At 67.1% G+C, this 21760-nt stretch carries 20 protein-coding genes; 10 read left to right on the plus strand and 10 right to left on the minus strand.

The annotated features are described in order from the left end of the window. Both ABIA65_RS06840 and fadD3 read right to left on the minus strand, forming a co-directional pair. On the minus strand, positions 1 to 1137 hold the full coding sequence (locus ABIA65_RS06840; RefSeq protein WP_241402871.1) for an acyl-CoA dehydrogenase family protein: 1137 nt from the start codon (positions 1135 to 1137) through the stop codon (positions 1 to 3). After that, positions 1137 to 2732: a 3-((3aS,4S,7aS)-7a-methyl-1,5-dioxo-octahydro-1H-inden-4-yl)propanoate--CoA ligase FadD3 gene (gene fadD3, locus ABIA65_RS06845; RefSeq protein ID WP_354523022.1), complete on the minus strand. Its 1596-nt coding sequence runs from the start codon at positions 2730 to 2732 to the stop codon at positions 1137 to 1139. Before fadD3 ends, ABIA65_RS06840 begins: the two co-directional genes overlap by 1 nt. Positions 2733 to 2779: 47 nt before the next feature. On the opposite strand from fadD3, the gene ipdE1 reads away from it, so the two are divergent. The 6 genes from ipdE1 to ABIA65_RS06875 all read left to right on the plus strand — a co-directional run bounded on the left by ipdE1 (position 2780) and on the right by ABIA65_RS06875 (position 8268). Beyond that, positions 2780 to 3928, plus strand: a complete 1149-nt coding sequence (gene ipdE1, locus ABIA65_RS06850) for an acyl-CoA dehydrogenase IpdE1 (protein WP_354523023.1) — start codon at positions 2780 to 2782, stop codon at positions 3926 to 3928. Further along, positions 3928 to 4716 carry a (5R,7aS)-5-hydroxy-7a-methyl-1-oxo-2,3,5,6,7,7a-hexahydro-1H-indene-carboxyl-CoA reductase gene (gene ipdF, locus ABIA65_RS06855; protein WP_354523024.1) on the plus strand — a complete coding sequence of 263 codons (789 nt, stop codon included), beginning with the start codon at positions 3928 to 3930 and terminating at the stop codon, positions 4714 to 4716. The genes ipdE1 and ipdF overlap by 1 nt, the downstream gene beginning before the upstream one ends. Before the next feature lie 19 nt (positions 4717 to 4735). Continuing rightward, complete coding sequence (locus tag ABIA65_RS06860) at positions 4736 to 4996, plus strand: hypothetical protein (RefSeq protein ID WP_354523025.1); 261 nt, start codon at positions 4736 to 4738, stop codon at positions 4994 to 4996. A 73-nt stretch (positions 4997 to 5069) separates the two neighbouring features. Then, on the plus strand, positions 5070 to 5735 hold the full coding sequence (locus tag ABIA65_RS06865) for a response regulator transcription factor (RefSeq protein WP_241402876.1): 666 nt from the start codon (positions 5070 to 5072) through the stop codon (positions 5733 to 5735). Next, a complete protein-coding gene (locus tag ABIA65_RS06870) occupies positions 5732 to 6757 on the plus strand; it encodes a HAMP domain-containing sensor histidine kinase (protein WP_354523026.1) in 1026 nt (341 codons plus the stop codon). Before ABIA65_RS06865 ends, ABIA65_RS06870 begins: the two co-directional genes overlap by 4 nt. Then, positions 6754 to 8268 carry a DUF4153 domain-containing protein gene (locus tag ABIA65_RS06875; RefSeq protein WP_354523027.1) on the plus strand — a complete coding sequence of 505 codons (1515 nt, stop codon included), beginning with the start codon at positions 6754 to 6756 and terminating at the stop codon, positions 8266 to 8268. The genes ABIA65_RS06870 and ABIA65_RS06875 overlap by 4 nt, the downstream gene beginning before the upstream one ends. Positions 8269 to 8295: 27 nt before the next feature. Here ABIA65_RS06875 and ABIA65_RS06880 read toward each other — a convergent pair whose 3' ends face one another. The 7 genes from ABIA65_RS06880 to ABIA65_RS06910 form a co-directional block, all read right to left on the minus strand. Then, positions 8296 to 9255, minus strand: coding sequence for a sugar kinase (locus ABIA65_RS06880; protein ID WP_354523028.1), 960 nt, complete (start codon positions 9253 to 9255; stop codon positions 8296 to 8298). Further along, positions 9252 to 9863, minus strand: coding sequence for a bifunctional 4-hydroxy-2-oxoglutarate aldolase/2-dehydro-3-deoxy-phosphogluconate aldolase (locus tag ABIA65_RS06885; protein ID WP_354523029.1), 612 nt, complete (start codon positions 9861 to 9863; stop codon positions 9252 to 9254). Before ABIA65_RS06885 ends, ABIA65_RS06880 begins: the two co-directional genes overlap by 4 nt. Before the next feature lie 34 nt (positions 9864 to 9897). Further along, positions 9898 to 10713, minus strand: a complete 816-nt coding sequence (locus ABIA65_RS06890) for an enoyl-CoA hydratase/isomerase family protein (protein ID WP_354523030.1) — start codon at positions 10711 to 10713, stop codon at positions 9898 to 9900. Beyond that, complete coding sequence (locus ABIA65_RS06895; protein ID WP_354523031.1) at positions 10710 to 11840, minus strand: CaiB/BaiF CoA transferase family protein; 1131 nt, start codon at positions 11838 to 11840, stop codon at positions 10710 to 10712. The genes ABIA65_RS06890 and ABIA65_RS06895 overlap by 4 nt, the downstream gene beginning before the upstream one ends. A gap of 3 nt (positions 11841 to 11843) precedes the next feature. Beyond that, complete coding sequence (locus ABIA65_RS06900; RefSeq protein ID WP_354523032.1) at positions 11844 to 13397, minus strand: class I adenylate-forming enzyme family protein; 1554 nt, start codon at positions 13395 to 13397, stop codon at positions 11844 to 11846. Beyond that, complete coding sequence (locus ABIA65_RS06905; RefSeq protein WP_354523033.1) at positions 13384 to 14601, minus strand: hypothetical protein; 1218 nt, start codon at positions 14599 to 14601, stop codon at positions 13384 to 13386. The genes ABIA65_RS06900 and ABIA65_RS06905 overlap by 14 nt, the downstream gene beginning before the upstream one ends. A 74-nt stretch (positions 14602 to 14675) precedes the next feature. Continuing rightward, a complete protein-coding gene (locus ABIA65_RS06910) occupies positions 14676 to 15719 on the minus strand; it encodes a LacI family DNA-binding transcriptional regulator (RefSeq protein ID WP_354523034.1) in 1044 nt (347 codons plus the stop codon). 324 nt (positions 15720 to 16043) lie between these two features. Between ABIA65_RS06910 and ABIA65_RS06915 the strand changes: the two genes are divergently transcribed. The 4 genes from ABIA65_RS06915 (at position 16044) to ABIA65_RS06930 (ending at position 20161) form a co-directional block, all read left to right on the plus strand. Beyond that, a complete protein-coding gene (locus ABIA65_RS06915; protein ID WP_241402894.1) occupies positions 16044 to 17354 on the plus strand; it encodes an MFS transporter in 1311 nt (436 codons plus the stop codon). Between the two features lie 45 nt (positions 17355 to 17399). After that, positions 17400 to 17993, plus strand: coding sequence for a TetR family transcriptional regulator KstR2 (kstR2, locus tag ABIA65_RS06920; RefSeq protein ID WP_354523035.1), 594 nt, complete (start codon positions 17400 to 17402; stop codon positions 17991 to 17993). A gap of 2 nt (positions 17994 to 17995) precedes the next feature. Continuing rightward, entirely contained in the window at positions 17996 to 19144 is a 1149-nt protein-coding gene (fadA6, locus tag ABIA65_RS06925; protein WP_354523036.1) for a steroid 3-ketoacyl-CoA thiolase FadA6, read from the plus strand. 147 nt (positions 19145 to 19291) lie between these two features. Beyond that, positions 19292 to 20161, plus strand: a complete 870-nt coding sequence (locus ABIA65_RS06930; RefSeq protein WP_354523037.1) for an endonuclease domain-containing protein — start codon at positions 19292 to 19294, stop codon at positions 20159 to 20161. An 84-nt stretch (positions 20162 to 20245) separates the two neighbouring features. Here ABIA65_RS06930 and ABIA65_RS06935 read toward each other — a convergent pair whose 3' ends face one another. Further along, a complete protein-coding gene (locus tag ABIA65_RS06935) occupies positions 20246 to 21697 on the minus strand; it encodes a PGRS repeat-containing protein (protein ID WP_354523038.1) in 1452 nt (483 codons plus the stop codon). Positions 21698 to 21760: the final 63 nt, after the last annotated feature.

A 21760-nucleotide genomic window follows, 5' to 3' on the forward strand; every position in this document is an offset into this window, starting at 1 on the left:
TTACTGCCCCTTGCTCTCGCGAGGCAGACCCAGCAGCCGCTCGGCGATGATGTTGCGCTGAATCTCGTTGGTGCCCGCGTAAATCGGGCCGCCCAATGCGAACAGCAGGCCCTCGGTCCAGTTATCTGCCAGCTCGGCGTCGGGACCCCGCAGGTCCAGTGCGGTCTGGTGCAGCGCGACGTCCAGGTCGGACCAGAACACCTTGGTGACCGACGACTCGACGCCGAGTTCGCCGCCACCGACCAGGCGCGTCACCGTGCCGAACGTGTGCAGCCGGTACGCCTGTGCCTTGATCCAGGCGTCGGCGACGCGCTCGGCGTATGCCGGATTGCGGTCGGACTTCCAGAGGTCGACGAGTCGCTCGGCCGGTGCGAGGAATCGAGCTGGGCTGCGCAGCGACATGCCGCGCTCATTGCTCGAGGTGCTCATGGCCGCGCGCCAGCCGTCGTTGACGCCGCCGATGACGTCCTCGTCGGGGACGAAGACGTCGTCGAGGAAGACCTCGCCGAATCCGGTGTCACCACCGAGTTGCGCGATGGGCCGCACGGTGACGCCGTCGGCCTTCAGGTCGAACATGAAGTAGGTCAACCCCTTGTGCCGCTGGGCCTCGGGGTCCGAGCGGAACAAGCCGAACGCCCTGTCGCCGAAGGGGGCCCGCGAACTCCAGATCTTTTGACCGTTGAGCTTCCAGCCGCCGTCGGTTCTGGTGGCGGTGGACCGCAGCGATGCCAGGTCGCTGCCCGCCTCGGGCTCCGACCACGCCTGCGCCCAGATCTCCTCACCGCTGGCCATCTTGGGCAGGATTCGGTCCAGTTGCTCGGGTGTTCCGTGTGCGAACAGGGTCGGCGCCAGCATCGAGGTGCCGTTAGCGCTGGCCCGGCCGGGTGCGCCCGCGCGGAAGTACTCCTCCTCGTAGACCACCCACTGCAACAGCGTCGCGTCGCGACCGCCGTACTTCTCGGGCCACGCGATGACCGACAGGCCCGCGTCGAACAGCACCTTGTCCCAGTGCCGGTGCTGCTCGAAGCCCTCGGCGATGTCGTAGGACTTGGTCGGGAAGTGCGCGGTGTTGGCGGCGAGGAAGTCGCGGACCTCAGCCCGGAACTCCTCGGTCGCCTCGTCGAACTGTAAGTCCATCAAATCATCTCTCGCAGTTGGGGTTTGACGACCTTGCCGCCGGCGTTGCGCGGAAGCGCGTCCACGAACGCGACAGCGCGCGGCGTCTTGAAATTGGCCAGATGCTCGCGGGCGCTGGCGATCACACTCTGTTCGTCGAGTTCGGCGCCCGGCTTCACCACGACGAACGCCTTGCCGACCTCGCCCATGCGCTCGTCGGGCACGCCGATCACGGCGGCCTCGGCGACTCCGTCGATGCGGGCGAGTACCTGCTCGACCTCCGCCGGGTACACGTTGAAGCCGCCGCTGATGTACATGTCCTTGAGGCGGTCGGTGATCCGCAGATTGCCCGCCTCGTCGAGGTTTCCGATATCCCCGGTGTGCAGCCAGCCGTCGGCGTCGATGGCTGCCGCGGTGGCCTCGGGGTCGTCGAGGTAGCCGAGCATGACGTTGGGACCCCGCAGCAGTACCTCGCCGGATACTGGTTCGTCGCCGCCTGTCGGCGCCGCGTCGATCCGGAGTTCGAAGCCGGCGATGGGGCGTCCGCTGGTGGTGGCGACCGTGACGGCGTCATCGTCGGATCGGCACATGGTGCCGAAACCGCTTGCCTCGGTGAGCCCGTACGCGGTCAGCACGATGTCGATGTCGAGCTCGGACTGCATCCGTTCAATGAGGATCACCGGAATGGTGGCCGCCCCGGTCACGGCGAATCGCAGTGATGTCAGGTCGTACTCGGCGCGCTTGGGATGGTCGAGCAGCGTCTGGTAGATCGTTGGGGGACCTGGCAGCACTGTGATGCGGTGCTCCTGCACCGCGCGCATCGCCCGCTCGGGGTCGAACGTCAACTGCGGGATGAGCGTCGCACCCCTCTGCAGGCATGTCAGGATGCCGGCCTTGTAGCCGAAGTTGTGGAAGAACGGGTTGATGCACAGGTAGCGGTCGTCGCTGGTGAGTTCGGCGCAGTCGGCCCACGCCGCCGGCGCGTCAAGCGACTGCCGGTGCGCGCACAGCACACCCTTGCTGCGGCCCGTGGTGCCCGAGGTGAACAGGATGTCGGACACGTCGTCGGGTCGCACGGCCGCCGCGCGGGCATCTGCCGCGGCGACGTCGGTGCCGCGCGCGATGAACGCATCCCACGACGCCGCCGAGTCGGCGTCGCCGTCCTGCACGGGCACCCGCACAACGTGGCGCAGGTCGGGCAGGGCGCCGAGGTCGAGTTCGCCAACTCTGTCGGCGCCGAGGAACTCGCCCATGCCGATCAGCAGTGGCGCCTTGGTGCGGGCCAGGATGTCGTTGGCCTCGCTGGCGGTGTAGCGGGTGTTCAGCGGTACGACGACCCCGCCTGCGTAGGTCGTGGCGAGGCTGGCGACGACCCAGTGCCAGGAGTTGGGTGACCAGATGGCCACGCAGTCTCCAGGGCCCACTCCGAGGGCGATCATCGCCGCCGCGGCCTGCCTGACCTCGTCCTTCAGGTCGGCGTAGGTGAGCACGCGGTCGTCGGTGACGACGGCGGCGCGGTCGGGAAACTCGCCGGCTATCCGGTGCAGGGTTGCGGGGATGGTCCTGGGCTGCGAGGACTCCAAGTCACTGCGCTCCTGCCCGCCGGGCGTCGTCATTGATGCTCCTCTAACAAAGCAAGTGCTTGGTAGGTTAGCCTACAAGAATGTTGGAAGTCGAGGAGTTCCGGACCGAGGTCCGGCAATGGCTCGCCGACAACCTGGTCGGTGAGTACGCGGCACTCAAGGGTCTCGGTGGGCCCGGACGTGAGCACGAGGCGTTCGAGGAACGGCGCGCCTGGAACCAGCATCTCGCGAAGGCGGGGCTGACGTGTCTGGGCTGGCCGGTGGAACATGGCGGTCGTGGGCTGTCGGTGGCGCACCGCGTTGCGTTCTACGAGGAGTACGCCAAGGCCGACGCGCCGGACAAGGTCAATCACTTCGGTGAGGAACTCCTGGGTCCGACGCTGATCGCCTACGGCACACCCGAACAGCAGAAGCGCTTCCTGCCCAAGATCCTCGACGTCACCGAGCTGTGGTCGCAGGGCTACTCCGAGCCGGGTGCGGGCAGTGACCTCGCCAACGTCTCGACGTCGGCCGAACTCGACGGCGATGCCTGGGTGATCAACGGGCAGAAGGTGTGGACGTCACTCGCGCACTGGGCGCAGTGGTGCTTCGTCATCGCCCGTACCGAGAAGGGCTCCAAGCGCCACGCCGGACTGTCGTATCTACTGGTGCCGCTGGATCAGCCGGGAGTGGAGATCCGCCCGATCGTCCAGCTGACCGGAGACTCGGAGTTCAACGAGGTCTTCTTCGACGACGCCCGCACCGACGCAGCTCTCGTGGTGGGGGAGCCGGGCGACGGTTGGCGGGTCGCCATGGGCACCCTGACCTTCGAGCGCGGAGTCTCCACGCTCGGCCAGCAGATCCGTTACGCACGTGAGCACTCCGGCCTGGTAGAGCTGGCCAAGCAGACCGGCGCCATCGACGATCCGCTGATCCGGGAGCGACTGACCCGGTCGTGGGCGGGGCTGCAGACCATGCGGTCGTATGCGCTGGCCACGATGGATGTGGAGCAACCGGGTCAAGACAATGTGTCGAAACTGCTGTGGGCCAACTGGCATCGCGATCTCGGGGAGATCGCGATGGACGTTCAGGGGATGGCGGGCCTGGCGCTCATCGGCGCCGAGTTCGACGAGTGGCAGCGGCTCTACCTCTTCTCCCGCTCGGACACGATCTACGGCGGTTCGAACGAGATTCAGCGAAACATCATCGCCGAGCGCGTGCTCGGCCTGCCACGAGAGGTTAAGGGCTAATGAGTCTGGCGGTTGCCCCCAAGGAGATCGACGGCCACGGATTGCTCAAGGGCAAGGTCGTGCTGGTGACGGCAGCCGCGGGAACCGGCATCGGTTCGACGACCGCACGGCGGGCGCTGCTGGAGGGCGCCGATGTCGTGGTGTCCGATTTCCACGAACGCCGCCTCGGTGAGACGCGCGACGAGCTGGCGGGTCTGGGGCTGGGCCGCGTCGATGCCGTGGTGTGTGACGTGACGTCGACCGAGGCCGTCGACGCCCTGATCACCACCGCGGTGGAGAAGATGGGTCGCCTCGACGTGCTGGTCAACAACGCCGGTCTGGGCGGGCAGACGCCCGTCATCGATATGACCGACGACGAGTGGGACCGCGTCCTCAATGTCACGCTCACCTCGGTCATGCGGGCCACCCGCGCGACGCTGCGCTACTTCCGCGGCGTCGAGCACGGCGGTGTCATCGTCAACAACGCCAGTGTGCTGGGTTGGCGCGCACAGCACTCGCAGTCGCACTACGCGGCGGCCAAGGCCGGTGTGATGGCGCTGACTCGCTGCAGCGCAATCGAAGCCGTCGAGTACGGCGTCCGCATCAACGCGGTGTCGCCGAGCATCGCACGGCACAAGTTCCTCGAGAAGACCAGTTCGTCCGAACTTCTCGACCAACTGGCCTCGGACGAGGCGTTCGGCAGGGCCGCCGAACCATGGGAGATCGCGACCACTATCGCGTTTTTGGCCAGTGACTACTCCAGTTACCTGACCGGAGAGGTCATATCGGTATCCAGTCAGCGCGCGTGAGCCCCGTACGCTGGGCGACGTGAAGCGACTGGCGTTGGCCCTGGCCGTGGTGGCGGTACTGACCGGATGCTCGGGCGCCAGCAACTCGGGCGGCCGCACAACATGCGCGGACTTCCTGGCCATGCGCACCGAGGATCAGGACGCGACCGTGGCCAGGTACCTGAAGGAGCGCGACGGCAAGAACTCGTCGACGGGTGACATCGTGTCGCAGCGATCCGCCTTCGCCAAGCTCTGCACGCCCGAGGACAAAAAGGACTCCAAGATCGCCGACCTCGGCTGACGCAGGCCTTTCTCCACCGTATCTTCACAACTGCACCCCGGAAGCACCACACCAGGCACTTACAGTCTGAAGTGTGAAGCGAATCCTGGTGGTCGACGACGAGCCGACCATCCTGGCCGCGGTGGCCGCTCGCCTTCGTGCCGAGGAATTCCTGGTGGATACCGCCGTCGACGGACCGTCGGCGGTAGCGAAGGCCGCGGCGACCGATCCCGATCTGGTGGTGCTCGACGTCATGCTGCCCGGTTTCGATGGGTTGGAGGTATGCCGACGAATCCACGCCGTGCGCCCGACGCCGGTACTGATGCTCACGGCCCGCAGCGACGAGACGGACATGCTGGTGGGCCTGGGCATAGGGGCCGACGACTACCTGACCAAACCCTTCAGCATGCGCGAACTCGTCGCGCGCGTTCGTGTGTTGCTGCGTCGCGCGGATCGGACGAGCGAGACATCACCGGTCTCGGTCGGTGAGTACCGAATCGACGTGCAGGCGCGTCGTGTTCACCGGGCCGATGAGGAAATCCACCTCACCAAGCTGGAATTCGACGTGCTGGCCTTCCTCGCAGGGAGGCCGAGGGCCGCGGTGCCCCGTGAGACGCTCCTGGAGCACGTCTGGGGCTGGGCCTCGGGGGTGGAGACCCGCACGGTGGACAGCCACGTGAAGGCATTGCGGCGCAAGCTCGGAGCGGAACTCATCCGTACGGTGCACGGCGTCGGCTACGCGCTGGAGCCGCCACGATGAGCCGGCTGGCCGCCGTGTGGGACCGGCTGCCGCGCCCGTTGGACCCGTTCGCCTCGTTCAAGGTCAAGATGGGTCTGCTGGTTGTCAGCGCCATCACCCTGATCGCGCTCACGTTCCAGATCGGCGCGGGGTGGCAGCTCCGATACACGCTGCTCGCCGCGCTGGTCGTCTCGCTCGTCTTCACTCAGTTTCTCGCGCACGGGATGACCTCCCCGCTGCGTCAGATGACCGCGGCAGCCCGTGCCATGGCGCGGGGTGACTACAGCGTGCGTGTGCGCGCCACGTCCAGGGACGAGGTGGGACAGCTGGCTGCGGCCTACAACCAGATGGCGGCCGATCTCGGTGCCGCGGACGAGTACCGGCGCGGGCTCATCGCCAATGTCTCCCACGAACTCCGGACCCCCATCGCGGCGCTGCACGCGCTGCTGGAGAACGTCGTCGACGGCGTCGACAAACCGGATGCCAAAACCATGCGGTTGGCGTTGTCGCAGACCGAGCGACTCGGCGAGCTGGTGACCAACCTGCTTGACCTCTCGCGGCTCGAAGGCGGTGCGATCCCGCTGCAGCAAGGCCCATTCCGAGTCAGCGACTTTCTCGGCGAGGCGATCGCGCACGTCGCCGTGTCGACACCCGATGTCGAGATAGTCGTACGGGTGTCGCCGCCGACCCTGATCGCCGTCGCGGACCCGGCGCGGCTTCGGCAGGTCGTCGTCAACCTGGTAGACAACGCGATTCGGCACAGTCCAGCCGGGGGCCGCGTGTCGGTCGACGCGAGTGCCGCCACCCTCACGGGACTGCGCCTGGAGGTGTGCGACGAGGGCCCGGGCATACCGGCTGTCGAGCGCGAACGGTTGTTCCAGCGCTTCACCCGTGGTGCGACGTCGGCGGGAGGCACAGGCCTCGGGTTGGCGATCGCTCGGTGGGCGGCCGAACTGCACGGTGGCGCAGTCGAAGTCATGGACACCAGTACAGGCTGCCGCATAGCGGTCACCATCCCCCAGACGGCGGAGGAGTTCACATGACCGTGACGGTTCCTGGCGCGCACATGCCGCCACCAGTGCTTGGCCCGACCCGCCCCGGCTATGGCGAGCCGGGCTGGACCGTCTGGCCGCACCGCGTGTGGCCACTCGATTCTCTGGCACAAGCGCCTCGGCGGGTCGTCGTGTCCGCCCTCGTGGTCGGTGTACTCGGCACCGCGGTGTGGCGGCCGACGGTGCTGAGCATCGGATACCTCGTCGCCGGCCTGATGGTCTTCGCTGTGGTCTACGGCACCGGTGAGCGTCGACCCACCCGCGGTGAGTGGCTGGGAATGGGACTGACGTTGGCGCTGCTCTCGGTTCCGGCGCTGCTCGCCGCGGAGTGGCTCGGCGTGCTCTGCATCATGGCGGCGTGGCTCGTCGGTTGGTGCACGCTGGTCGGAGGTCGCACCTGGACATCGGTGTTCATGGCGCCGTTCGTGCCGCTGCTGCTTCCCGCGCGGTTGACCGGCTGGGTTCGGCGTGCCGCACCCGCGTTGGTGCCGCACGCGGTGGGCGGTATGAAGCTGGCCCGCTTCGGGGCCGTCATCGCGATCACGGTGACGCTGGTGCTGGTGTTCGGTGGTCTACTCACCGCCGCGGACCCGGCGTTCGCGCACTTTGTCGACAACGTGGTTCCCGCGCTGGACCTCGACGGCCTCGTCGGCCGCGTTCTGGTGTTCGCACTCGCGGCGGCCCTCGTGCTCGGTGGTGGCTATGTGATGCGCTTCGCACCGCGGCTGGACGCCGTGGCGCCCGCGCCGATGCGGTCCGTGCCGAGGTGGGAGTGGGCGGTGCCGCTGGGTGTGCTCGACGCGTTGTTCGTGGCGTTTGTCGCCGTACAGGCGACGGTCCTCTTCGGAGGCCACCGCCACGTCCTCGAAACCGAGGGACTGACGTACGCCGAGTACGCGCGGCAGGGGTTCTGGCAGCTGCTCTGGGTATCGGCGTTGACGCTGCTGGTGATCAGCGTCGTCATCCGGGTCGCCGCTCGCGTCACCGCCGCGGATCGGCGGGCGCTGCGGGTGCTGGTGGGAACGACGTGCGCCACCTCGGTGGTCGTGGTGATCTCGGCGATCCACCGGATGTGGCTCTATCAGGAGGCCTACGGCTTCAGCGTGCAGCGGCTCGTGGTCATCACCATCGAGTTGTGGCTCGGCGCGGTGTTCGTGCTGATTGCACTGGCAGGCGTCGGTATGACGGCGCGCTGGCTGCCGCGCGCGGTCCTGGTGTCCGGTGCCGTTGCGCTGCTCGGCCTGGCGGCGATCAACCCGGAGCGGCTGATCGCCGAGCGCAACATCGACCGCTATGAGCAGACGGGGCAGCTGGACGCCTCGTACCTGCTGTCGCTGTCATCGGATGCCGAGCCCGCGTTGGCCCGGCTGCCCGAACCGACGCCGCAGTGCGCGGACTATCGCGCTGACGCACCGGACGCGTGGTACGAGTTCAACCTGTCGCGGTGGCGCGCCAGTGGTGCTGACCCGGCGACCGCCACCTGCCCGCAGTACGTCGAGTAGTTCGAGCCGGTCCATTCACGAAGCGTCTCACCGGCGGACCGGGTCAGCGGCCGGCGACAAGGCGCGCACGAGATCGGCGGTTGTCGGAGCGCCCTGCCAGTCGCCGGGCACAGTACAGGCGAGGGCTCCGCACACCGCTGCTGCCGCCAAGCTCTCCGGGACGGTATGACCGGTCATGGTGTGCGCGAGATATCCGGCGACGAAAGCGTCTCCGGCGCCGACGGTGTCGACTGAGGTGACCTGGTGCGGGTCTTGGCGGTGGAACTCACCGCCGACCGATGCTGCCGCCCCCGCCTCGCCCAGCTTGACCACCGCGTAGCCGCGGGCGAGCGACGTCATTGCCTCGCACGTTGCGCGTAGATCCCGGGTGCCGGTGAACATGTGGGCCTCGTCGAGGCCGGCGAAGACGATATCGGCCTGGCCCAGCATCGGTGTGAGGACCTCGGCTGCGGTCTGCCGATCCCACAGTGCGCTGCGGTAATTGACGTCGAACGATATGGAGATGTCGCGAGCGTGGGCAAGCGCGAGGACGTGCTCGACCGTGGCGCGGCAACTCTCGCTCAGCGCCGGTGTGATCCCGGAGAGGTGGACATATGTGGCGCCGTCGAGCGCGCTCTCATCAATATCAGCTGGCGTGAGCGCGGCCGCTGCGCTTGTCGAGCGGTAGTAGAGCACTTCGGTGTGCGTGATCGAATGCCGGTTCTTGATCATCAGGCCGGTGGGTCGGCTCGGCTCTCGGCACGCGACGACACGAACGTGCTCAGCTGACAGTTCGCGCTCGATGAGTTCGCCGACGGCGTCTGCGCCCAGCCTCGATATCCAGGTCGAGCGTATCCCCAGGCGAGCAACCCCGATCGCCACGTTCGACTCGGCACCGCCGATGGACAGGGCCAGATGGCTTTGGTGTCGCAGGGGGCCGGGGGAGGGGGAGGCGAGCAGACCCATTGTCTCGCCGACGGTGACGAGAGACGGAATGCGTTGCGTCATCGGCTTGCATTTCGCACGGCGAGTGCGGCGCGGGCACGCAGGCCGGCGTCGTCTCCGGTTCGGTGATAGTCCCCCTGCAATACCGACCCGAGGCCGACCGCCCTGGCGCCGGCATCGAGCCAGTCGCCGATGTCCTCGAGTCCGATGCCGCCTGTCGGGATGAGAGGAATGTCTGGCAGGGGCGCCCTGATGTCGCGGAGATAGCCGATGCCGAGCCGGCCGGCCGGGAACAGTTTCACCGCCGTCACACCGGCCGCCCAGGCGGCGCACACCTCGGTGGGTGTGAAAGCGCCTGGGTAGACCTCGAGGCCAAGAGCAGTCGCCGCGCGTACGACAGCCTGGTCGGTGTGCGGCGAGACGACGAATGACGCTCCGGCGCTTGATGCCTCGTGCACCTGGGCCACGGTGGTGACCGACCCGGCGCCGACGACGACGTCGTCGGGCGCCGATTCCCGGATGCTGCGAATGGCGTCGATCCCGCCTGCCGTGGACAGGGTGACTTCGATACGGCGGAATCCCTCGTCGACGAGAATGGCGGCAAGAGCGGGAAATGACTCCGCAGTGGGAGCCCGAAGGACTGCAAGCAGTCGATCGGCGAACTGGCTCATGATGTGAGGTTCCGTTCGTATTGGGGGCGGAATGTCAGGCGCCGGTGAAGCGTGCGTGTCGCTTGTGGACGAAGGCGTCGATACCCTCGCGGCCGTCGGCGCTGTCGAACAGGCGACCGAGCGCGCTCTGCTCGGCGGTCAATGCGGCACGGCGATCACTGACGATTCCGTCATCGATCACCCGCTTTGCCTCCCGGACCGCACGTGGGGCACTGGTCGCCAGAGTGGTTGCGAAATAGATTGCGCGGGGCATCAATTGCTCGGCATCAGTGACCTCGATCAGGAGATCGCGGCGCAGCGCCTCATCCGGTCTGATGGTCCGGCCCGTCATCACGATCTCTTTGGTGAATCGGACACCTGCGCTTTGCGCAAGGCGCTGCGTCCCACCGCCCCCGGGTATCAAGCCGAGTTTGACTTCGGGCAGTGCGAAGCGCGCGTGCTCGGACGCGATGATGAAGTCGCAGCACAGGGCCAGCTCGAAACCGCCGCCGAACGCGTAGCCGTTGACTGCGGCGACGGTGGGCTGCGGTAGCGCCTCAAACGACTCGAACACGCGGCGGGATGTGAGCTGATACTCGCTGAACTCCTCGACGGAGGCCTGAAAGTACTCGCCGACATCGGCGCCTGCGATGAACCCACGGCCGGTGCCGGTCAGAATCACCGCTCGGATGGCGCGGCTGCTTCTGATCCGGGCGATCTGCGCGCCGAGCGCGACCACCAGGTCACTCGAGAGAGCGCCCAGTTTCTCCACCCGGTCGATACGCAGGACACGGATGGCAGCGCCGTCATCGACACTGTGGTCTTCAACTGCCAGGTTGGGGTGGGGGTACTCAATGGTGTTCGAGGTCATGCCTTTCCCCTTCCGAGAAGCTCCGCGGTGTGTTCACCCACCCGCGGCGGGGACAGGCGCTGCTGCCACGGGGTTGCACTGAGTTTGATAGGGCACCCGACAAGCTCGATCGGAGTGCCCGCTGGGCCGTCCACGGTGACGAGTAGGTCGGAGTCGATATCGCGAAGCTCATCGACGGCTTCCTTGGTGGTGCGCACTGCGGCGGCCCAGATACCCTCGGGGACAAGGATGTCGAGCCAATGTCGAGTGGTGTTCGTCCGGATCGTCCGCTCGATACTCTGCTTGGCGATATCACGTTCGGTCCAGGCGTCGAACCCGGCCAGTTCGGGTCGTTCGAGTGCGGCGGCGATGTCCTCGAGCGGCGCCATCGCGATGGCCATCCAGCCGTCGCTGGTCTCGTACACCCCGAACGGGGCGGACAGCCACGACTGTCCGATCCCGGATTCGGATCGCTGGTACTCGCTGTTCTGGTTGACCTGCGCCGAGATCTCCTGGCACTGCATGGCGATGGCGACCGAGTACAGGTCCACCTCCACCCGCTGGCCCACCCCGTGGGTGTTCCTGGCGATGAGCGCAGCCAGGATCCCGTTGGCCAGCGTCAGCGCGGTGGCGTGATCGACGATCGCCGTGCCGGCAGGCGTGGGGGGATCGCTGCGCCGGCCGGTGGACGCGGCAAGCCCGGACATAGCCTGAATGAGCAGATCCTGGCCGGGCCTGCCCTCCTTGGCGAATGCGGTGTCCTGGCCCCAGCCTGATCCCGAGCAGTAGATGATGTCGGCCCTGACGGCCTTGAAGTCGTTGTAGCCCAGTCCGAGCCGGTCCATCACACCCGGTCGGAAGTTCTCGACGACCACATCGCAGGTGGCCGCCAGTTCGAGAAGTGCCGCGCGGGTGCTTGGCTGTTTGAGATCGAGCGCGATCGAGCGCTTGTTGCGATTCATCGCAAGGAAGGCGGCCGACTGCCCGGAGACGTAACCGCCCATCATCGCCAGGTCGCGTTCCCATTCACCGTCGGGCCTCTCCACCTTGATGACGTCGGCGCCGAGGTCAGCGAGCAGCTGGGTGGCGAACGGGCCCAGCATCATCTGAGTGAAGTCAAGGATGCGGATGGAGTCGAGTGCTTGCATGGCTCAGTCCTTCTCTGTTTGAGACAGTCGATTCCGCAGCGCGGTGCGGTCGAGCTTGCCGGCGGGATTGCGTGGGAGTTCGTCGACAACGTGCACGGTTACCGGCTTCTTGTAGCCGGCGATGCGCCGGGCGCACGCCGCGGCGATACGGTCTGACAGCGATTGCGGGTCGAGTCCACGTGACGCCGGCTCGAGCACCACGGCAGCGGTGACGCCTTCTCCCCACACCGGGTGGGGCAGTCCGAGGACTGCTGCCTCGCGTACGTCGTCGAGCGCGGTGAGCACGCACTCGACCTCGGCGGGATGGACATTGAAGCCGCCGCTGACGATCACGTCGGTGCTGCGGCCGAGCAGGTGAACGTATCCATCGCGGTCGACTCGGGCCAGATCACCGGTGCGAAACCAGCCGTCAGACAGCACTTCTGCGGTCAGACCGGCCCGGTTCCAGTATTCGGGCATCACGGTGTCTGCCCGAACGATGACCTCTCCGTCGACTACGCGGAGTTCAACACCCCGGCAGACGCGTCCGGCAGAGCTCAACCTGTCGGGATCCGTGGTCGAGTGATCCTCTGGTGTCAGGACGGTCAGGGGAGCGAGTGCCTCGGCCAGACCGTAGAACTGGACCAGCGTGCCGGGAAAAGTGTTGTGTGCCAACCTCAGCGCGTCAATCGAGATCGGTGAGCCCCCATAGGGTATCGCTCGAAGTCCGGCCGGTACCCAGTGGGATTCCACCGCGGCTCGGGTGATGCGTTCGAGCATGACGGGGGCCAGCGGTAACACGGTGACCCCGAATGAGTCGATCGCGTTGAGCACCGCATGGGGGTCGAACTTCGACATGGTCACCGTTGCCGCACCGCACACCGCGCTGTCAAGTCCGATGGAACCGCCGAAATGCGTCATCGGGGCAACCGCCAGCACCACATCATCAGGACTCAACGACGGCAGCTGATCAAGCGCGCGATTCGTCTGCGCCACCCAGGTGCGGTGCGTGACGACGGCGGCCTTGGGCCTTCCGGTGGTCCCCGAGCTGTACATCAACATCGCGATGGCATCGGGCTCCGGGGCGGGCCAGGAGATCTTCGAGGCTGACGGCTGACCCCTCAGCGACGCGGGCGACAGTACGCCGGGGCCTGGCTCGTCATCGCATACGAAAAGCGCCGCAGACCATTGCAACTCGTCGAGCGCGGCACGAATGGCGTCATGCGCCTCGGCTGTGCAGCAGACTATGGTGGCCTCACAGTCGATCGCGATGGCCGCGATCTCGCGTGGATGCAACCGCGGTGACAGGGCGACACGGACCAAACCGGATCCGAGAACTGCACGTTCCAGGATTCGCAGGATCATGCTGTTGGACAGCACCACCATGACCCGATCGCCGGGGACGGCGCCGTGGTCGGCGAACACGGTGGTGGCTGTCCCGGCGAGTTCGGCGACATCATTGAACGTCAGCGCGTCGCTGGATCCGCTTGCGCAGCGCAGTGCGCGGCGATTGCCGTGCAGCCCTTCGACGGCGGCGAACTGCTCAGCCACCGTGGCGGGACCCTCAGCTGCGAACATGCTCGCGCCACAGTCGGTTGATGACGGTCACCACGTCACCGGCGGGGGTGCCAGCAGTGATCGATGCGTGCACAGCATGCGATGCTGCGTGCTGGTAGGCCGGGTATCCCCGGAGCCGCGGCCGCAGAAAGGCCCGGTCCATCGTGGCCAATGTCCCGCGGTAGAAATCGCTGACCTGCTCGTTGATACGGGTGTCGGTCCACACCGAACGGCGGCCGGCCTGACCGCCTGATGCGCTGTACAGACCCTGCTGAATCGGACCGGACGTTGCATAGCGAACGAATTCAGCTGCCTCGGACCCGAATTCCGATTCAGCCGATACCGACAGCCCAACTCCCCCCGTCAGGGTTCCGACAGATGCGTTGATGCCGCCGAGGGTCGGGGCGTCGGTGAACGCGACGACCTCTCCGCGGTCCGTGGGCTGCGAGTAGGTGATGTATCCGAACACCAACGGGCTGTAGACGGCGATGTCGGTGGGATCGGCCAGTCGCTCGAGCACGGTGATCGGATCGCAGCGCAGTGATTCCGGTGCGCAGTGTCGCAGCACCGCCGCGGTGTGTCCGAGCGCCGCGGTCAGCACGCCGGTGTCGATCCCGGAATCGCCGAACCAATCTGGACGGCCGTCCGCGCGACGACTCCGGTGGTGGGTGGAATCGGCGTCGGCGACGGCTTCGCACAGGGATAGCAAGGTGCCCCACAGATGCGTGGGATTCGCAGCGATTAGTACCTTTTCGCGGCCGTGGTGGTGTGCGAACTGTTTCACCGCGTCCCAGTGTGTCGGCACCTCGGCGATTTCGACGCGATCCTGCTGATGCGCGCTGACCATGCAGGCCGCATCGACCGCACCGCCCCACAGTCGCCCGTCCCACTGATAGCTGGCGTGACTGGGCCCTGCCGAATCGGTCACACGATCCGCGATGTCGTCGGGTGACCAGAAGTCATCGAGTGCGGCCAACGCGCCGCCGGCCACGGCGTCACCGATGAAGGGATGGTCGAGCGCCACCAGGTCGTAGTCGCCGGCGAGGTCGACGATGGGAACCTCTTCAAATGCCTTGAGCGGCCGGGATGTCCACTCCACCGCGATGCCTGTCTCGCGACGGAACTGCGCTGCGCACGCGGAAAGTGCGGCGACTCCGCGGGGATGATCCCAAGTGATTCCGCGAAGCGGTCGGCCTCCGGCACCGGGCCGGCGGGGCTCCTGCACAGCACAACCTCCTCTGTTGGTAATACGATTTACCACCGGGGAAGGATTTGTCAAGACGGGTGCGGTGAACCCAGTTAGCGGCCGGGTCGGGGTGGGGCGGTGGAGGCGCGTACCACCAGGGCGGGCGCCGGATCGGCAATGCGCTCGTGGCGCGCTGGCCCATCGTCCAGTTGCTCGAGCATCAAAGTGACAGCGCGCACGCCGAGTTCGAACAGGGGGAGGCGGACCACCGTCAATGTGGGTCGAAGGAACTCGGCCAGGGCCATGTCGTGCAATCCGATGACCGACAGATCGCTCGGAACGTCGACCCCGGCGTCGTTCGCCGCAGCCAGGGCGCCAACCGCCGAGAACGAGTTCGCGATGAACACCGCGGTGGGCCGGTGGGGTGGCGCGAGCAGCGTGCTCATTCCGCGGTACCCCGCCTCGGGCGTGTGGCCACCGGCGACGACACGCGTGTCAGGTGCGGGAAGTCCGGCTGCCGCAAGCGAATCTGCCCAGCCTTTGCGCCGTGGGCTGGTGCGGTTCGCCGGCCCGTCGACGTGCAACAGGCCGATGTCGCGGTGGCCGAGTTCTATGAGATGGGAGACGGCGAGCCGGGCAGCGCCGTAGTCATCAACCGCCACGCTGCCGATGGTGCCGCGGGAGCGATCGTTGAGCAGCACAGTCGGCACCCGTTCGGCGGCGATCTTCGCCACTGGGGCGTCGGATGCGGTGCCTGCGCGTTGGAGCAGGAGACCGTCGATCGCCCCGCTGGCCACGACACGCTGGAACAGGCTGCGATCGGTGGCGAGTGCATCGACGTCGGCCAGCATGAGGGCATAACCGGCGCGGGTCGCCTCGGCCTGTGCCCCCGCGATGATCTGGCTGTAGATCGGATTGCTGGCGTCGTGGACCGCCAGGCCGATCACCCCGACCTTGGCCTTTCGCAGTGCTCGGGCGGCGAAGTTGGGCGTGTAGTCGAGTTCAGCGGCGGCCTGGCGGACTCGCTGTTTGGTCTCCTCGCGGGCCCGCAGCGTCTCGTCGCCATTGAGTAGTCGGGACACCACACCGGGCGACACACCGGCCAGCCGTGCCACGTCGGCCGCGGTAGCCGTCGACCCTCTTGAAGGTGTCGCCACGCGTTGCCTCCCGATCGATCCAACCCTGGTCCGGCCAGCTTTACCTTACGGTGGGCGGCCCGCGGCTTCCCGCCCGAACCTGACGACTCGCGTCGCGTCCGGACGTCGGTGGCGGGTTGTGCGCGGCACACGTGGCGTGAATTCCCAAGGCGCAGAACGATGGCCACGATCGGGGGCGCCGGAGGCCTGAATTTCATCGGGTCGTTGACAGTGATCCGAGTCATATCGTAGTGTCTGGTAAATCGTATTACCAACGTGGCTGAGGTGCCCGCGTGACCGTCGCAGCCCGCACCGCCTATCGTCGCCACTTCCATAAGGAGGCCTGTGAACACCGCAGAAACCACCCCGCGGCCAGCCGGAAAACCCAGGATCATCGCCGCAGCGGCCGCCGGCAACTTCGTCGAGTGGTACGACTTCGCGATCTACGGCTACTTCGCGCCCGTTCTCGCCGAGGTGTTCTTTCCCAAATCCAATGGCTTGAACGGATTGTTGGCCACCTTGGCGGTATTCGGCGCGGCATTCGTGCTGCGCCCAATCGGCGCCCTGGTGTTCGGCAACCTCGGTGATCGCAGGGGCCGGCGATGGGTGCTGTCGGTCGTCATCTTGACCATGGCAGGCGCGACCACGCTGATCGGACTGCTGCCGTCGTATGACGCCGTCGGTGTCCTCGCGCCACTGGCACTCATCGTGTTGCGGCTGGTACAGGGCTTTTCCGCCGGTGGCGAGTTCGGCGGCGCGGCGTCGTTGCTCTTCGAGCACTCGACACCGGACAAGCGGGGTCTTTTCGGATCGGTTCAGCCCGCCAGCATCGTGGCCGCATTAGCGGTTTCCGCGGGGTTGGGCACCGCCCTGACGTCGATCATGTCCGAGGAGTTCCTTCACTCGACGGGGTGGCGCATCCCGTTCCTGCTCGCGCTTCCCCTTGGTGTCATCGGTTGGTACATCCGGCGCCACATCGATGAGACGCCCGCGTTCGCCCAGATGCAGGACGAGGGCAGGGTGTCCGAACATCCCGTGCGAGACGTGTTCCGGGGTCATTGGCGAATGATTCTGGCCGGTACGGCAGCCATAGTGTCGTGGACCGCGGGCGGCTATGCCACCCTGCAGTTCCTGCCCGCATTCTTCGGCGGCGTCCTGCACCGGCCGTTGTCGGAAGGGCTGACGGCATCGCTCGTCGGTTTGACCGCCTATGCGGGATTCATCGTTCTCGGCGGCTGGCTTGCCGATCGCATCGCCCGGTGGAAGGTCATGACTGTCGGCGCGGTCGGATTGGCCGTGGTCGCAGTTCCGGGGTACTACCTGCTGATTCAAGGCGGAGCGATCCGGATTGGTGTCGCGGTCGTGCTCTTCGCGATCTTCCTCGGCCTCACCGCGGGTCCCACCACCGCGATGCTGTCCGAACTGATACCCGACAATGTGCGGGCCTCGTACCTGTCGATCGTCTACGCCGTCGCCAATGCCGCCTTCGGTGGCTTCGCCCCGTATATCGTCACGGCACTGATCTCCTCCAGCGGAAGCCTGCTGTCACCGGCCTGGTATCTCATCGGACTCCAGCTGTGCGCTGTGGGCGGACTCATCGCCGTCGGGGTTCATCACCGGAACCGGGCCCGAACGCCAGCGGTTCCGGTGGCGTAGCGAGCCGAGCTAGCCGAGCAAGCGCTTGGTTGATACTCTGGGTGAGTGGAGAAGGCGCCGCTCAGCCGCCGTGACGAGTTGCTAGACCTCGCCGCGACGATGTTCGCCGAGCGCGGTTTGCGCGCCACCACCGTGCGCGACATCGCAGACTCGGCGGGAATCCTCTCCGGCAGTCTCTATCACCACTTCAAGTCCAAGGAGCAGATGGTCGAGGAGGTCCTGCGGGACTTCCTCGATTGGCTGTTCGCGCGCTACCAGCAGATCGTCGAGACTGAGCCCGACCCGCTGGCGCGTGTCACGGGGCTCTTCATGACCTCGTTCGAGGCGATCGAGCACCGCCACGCCCAGGTCGTCATCTACCAGGATGAGGCCAAGCGCCTGTCGTCGCTGCCGCAGTTCGACTTCGTCGACGAGCGCAACCGCGAACAGCGCAGCATGTGGGTGGACATCCTGAAGCAGGGTGTCGCGCAGGGCTGTTTCCGGCCCGACCTCGACGTCGACCTCGTCTACCGCTTCATCCGCGACACCACCTGGGTCTCGGTCCGCTGGTATCAGCCAGGCGGACCGCTCACGGCCGAGCAGGTCGGCCGCCAGTATCTCGCCATCGTTCTTGGCGGCATCACGACAGAAGGAGTCTAGACATGGCCGAGGCGTACATCATCGACGCTGTGCGAACCGCGGTTGGTAAGCGCAACGGATCGCTTGCCGGCCTGCACCCCGTCGACCTCGGAGCCACCGTCTGGCGTGGGCTGTTCGAGCGCAACGACGTCGACCCGGGTGCCGTCGACGACGTGATCGCCGGCTGCGTCGACGCCGTCGGCGGCCAGGCGGGCAACATCGCACGGCTGTCGTGGCTGGCCGCGGGCTTCCCCGAGGAGGTGCCGGGCGTCACCGTCGACCGTCAGTGCGGGTCGAGCCAGCAGGCCATCTCCTTTGGCGCACAGGCGATCCTGTCGGGTACCGCAGACGTCATCGTCGCCGGTGGCATGCAGAACATGAGCCAGATTCCGATCAGCTCCGCGATGATCGTCGGCGAGCAGTTCGGCTTCACCTCGCCAACCAACGAGTCCAAGAGCTGGCTGCACCGCTACGGCGACCAGGAGATCTCGCAGTTCCGCGGCTCCGAGATGATCGCCGAGAAGTGGAACCTGTCGCGCGAGGAGATGGAGCAGTTCTCGCTGACCAGCCACCAGCGTGCGCAGGAAGCCATCCGCGCCGGGCACTTCGAGAAGGAGATCATCTCGGTAGACGGCTTCGTCACCGACGAGGGCCCGCGGGACACCTCGCTGGAGAAGATGGCCGGGCTCAAGACCCTCATCGACGGCGGCCGTCTGACCGCAGCCATGGCCAGCCAGATCTCCGATGGCGCCAGCGCGGTACTTCTCGCGTCCGAGAAGGCGGTCAAGGAGCACGGGCTGAAGCCGCGGGCTCGCATCCACCACATCAGCGCCCGTGGTGCCGACCCGGTGTTCATGCTGACCGGCCCGATCCCGGCGACGCACTTCGCGCTGGAGAAGACCGGGCTGTCGATCGACGATATCGACACCATCGAGATCAACGAGGCCTTCGCGCCCGTCGTGATGGCATGGCTCAAGGAGACCGGCGCTGACCCGGCGAAGGTCAACCCCAGCGGCGGCGGCATCGCGCTCGGCCATCCGCTCGGCGCGACGGGTGCCAAGCTGTTCGCCACCATGCTGAACACCTTGGAGCGCACCGGCGGTCGCTACGGTCTGCAGACCATGTGCGAGGGCGGCGGCACCGCCAACGTCACGATCATCGAGCGCCTCTAGCTGTCTCGCCGAGTGTGAATCTGACGACGTTTCGAGGCCGATTTCGTCGTCAGATTCACAAACGAGCGGTGGTTGACCGAGGCGTGCCTGTGGATAACCGCGACGCGGGGGCTTAACGCGTCAGGCCTCGCGCGCAGGCTGCGAGACGTGGGGGACATACCGTGGCCGTTCGTCGGCGCTGAGGCGTTATCCAGCGCCGTCATCCCCGAGCGCGCAATGCGCAAGGCATACGTGTCGCTGTATCCCGGCGTGTACGTGCCGCGAGGTGTCGAAGTCACGGCACGACAACGCGCCGAGGCCGCGTGGCTGTGGTCGAGGCGCCGCGGTGTCGTGGCGGGCCAGTCTGCCGCCGCGATGCTCGGCGTCAAATGGGTCGACAAGAGAAACCCAGCCGAGTTGATCCATGACAACCGGAGGTCGCCGGCGCGGCTCGTCATCCGCACCGAGGCGCTCGCACCTGGGGAGACGCTGAACGTCGGCGCGATGGCTGTAACCGCGCCTGCCCGAACGGCATTCGACATCGGCCGTCACACCGCTGGCCGTGTTCAGGCCGTGCAACGACTCGACGCGCTGGCCAACGCGACCGGGGTGAAGGTCATCGACGTCGAGGCTGTAATCGCTGCCCATCCGGGAGCCAGAGGTCTGCCGCGTCTACGACGGCTGCTTCCGCTGATCGACGGTGGCGCCGAGTCGCCGCAGGAGACAGTCGCGAGGCTGGCGCTCGTCGACGCGGGACTACCGGCGCCGCGAACGCAGTTGGAGATCTTCGATGAGTACGGCGGATTCGTCGCGCGTGTCGACATGGCCTACGACGAGGTGAAGGTGGCGATCGAGTACGACGGTCCGCAGCACTGGAGCGACCCGGCCGTGCGACAACGCGATATCGACAAGCAGTACGAGCTGATCCGGCTGGGCTGGTTCGTGATCAGGGCCAGCCGCGACCTGCTCAAGTTCCGACGCGCGACCTACGTGTCACGCGTCGAGAGCGTGCTGCTTGAGCGAGGCTTCACTTGGTGAGATGGCGCATTTGTGAATCTGGCGACGCTACATGCTGTTTGGGCGTCGCCAGATTCACAAACCGTGGGTATTGAGGGGCACTAGCTAGCGGCCGTCGGCGCCTTTCGCGCCAGAACCTCCGGTGGAACCCGTTGCGCCGGTGTTGCCGCCGCCGATGCCGGTCTCGCCGCCGGCGCCACCCGCACCGCCTTGGCCACCGGCACCACCCGTACCGCCCGTCCCGGAACCGCCTGCGGTGCCCGAGGATCCGAAGATGCCGCCCTTCCCGCCTGCGCCGCCGTTACCGCCCTTCCCGCCCGCGCCGCCAGTGCCGCCCTTCCCGCCTGCGCCGCCGTTGCCCTTCAAGGCACCATCGATCTTCGCAGATCCATTGCCTATGTAGCGGGCCCAGCCGCTGCCGCCGTTTCCGCCGGTGCCTCCCGCGCCTCCGGTATCTCCGTTGCCGCCGTTTCCGCCGTTGCCGCCGGTCCCGCCCTTACCGCCCGAGCCGAAGATGGCTCCGCCATTTCCGCCCTTGCCACCGTTGCCGCCTGCAGTGCCGTTTCCGCCGGTCGCACCGGTGCCGCCCGTCCCTCCCGTGCCGCCGTTGCCGATCGTTGCAGTCGCGCTCGAGTTGTTGGCGGTGGTCGTGGCGTCGCCACCGTTTCCGCCGGTGCCGCCCGCGGCGCCAGTGCCGCCGGTGCCTCCCGTGCCTCCGTTCCCGCCCACTGCGCTCACAGGGGCACCAATGGCTGTGGGCTTCGTGTCCGACGAACCACCGTTACCGCCGGTGCCGCCGACCTCGCCCGGGATCCCATCCGATCCGGCACCGCCGATCTCGCCCTTGCATCCGTTGGTCGAGCAGCTCGCGCCGTTGCCGCCCGTTTGTGCGGTGGTGCCCGTCGGGGCGGGGTTCACGCCATTCGAGCCGTGAGTGCCGTCGCTAGCGCGACCTCCGGCCCCGCCGTCACCGAGCAACATCGCGCTGCCACCGTTGCCGCCGCTGGCACCCACTCCTCCGGCGCCGCCAGCCCCGCCGTTGCCGATCAGGCCCGACCTCCCGCCGTTGCCGCCGTTCACCCCGTCGACCGTCGAGTTCCAGCCAGCCCCGCCGTTGCCCCAGAGCAAGCCCCCTGCGCCGCCATTTGGATGGGCCTCGGTGCCGTTCAACCCGTTGCCGATCAACAAACCGCCGTCGCCGAACAGCGGGGACCCACCGATCGTGAGCGGCCCCGGCACCGCGAAGGTTCGCGCGTCGGAGTCCGTCCGACTCGTTGGGTTCGACTGGGGGGTCGGGACCCCGCCCCAGCCGACCAGTGAGGCATTCGCGGTGCGCAATGCCTGGGCGGAGAAGATCGTTCCGGGCGTCGATGACTGTCCGGTCGACGTTGACGGTGCCGGCGCGGGGTCTACCAACAACTGTGGGAGCGACGGCGGCGACGTCCGATCAACACCGAGGGGGAGTGGAAGGGGCCTGGTCGGCAATGTCGAGTACGCATCGCCGACCAGTGGCAGCGAGAACCGCGTCAAGATCGGATCGATGGTCGCCGCCGTCACGGCAGGTTCGCTCGAAGGCCCTGCCGAATCTGTGCCGTAGCCAACCCCACCGGCCGCGATCAC

It is taken from the genome of Mycolicibacterium sp. 624, from assembly GCF_040548615.1.
Lineage (GTDB): Bacteria > Actinomycetota > Actinomycetes > Mycobacteriales > Mycobacteriaceae > Mycobacterium.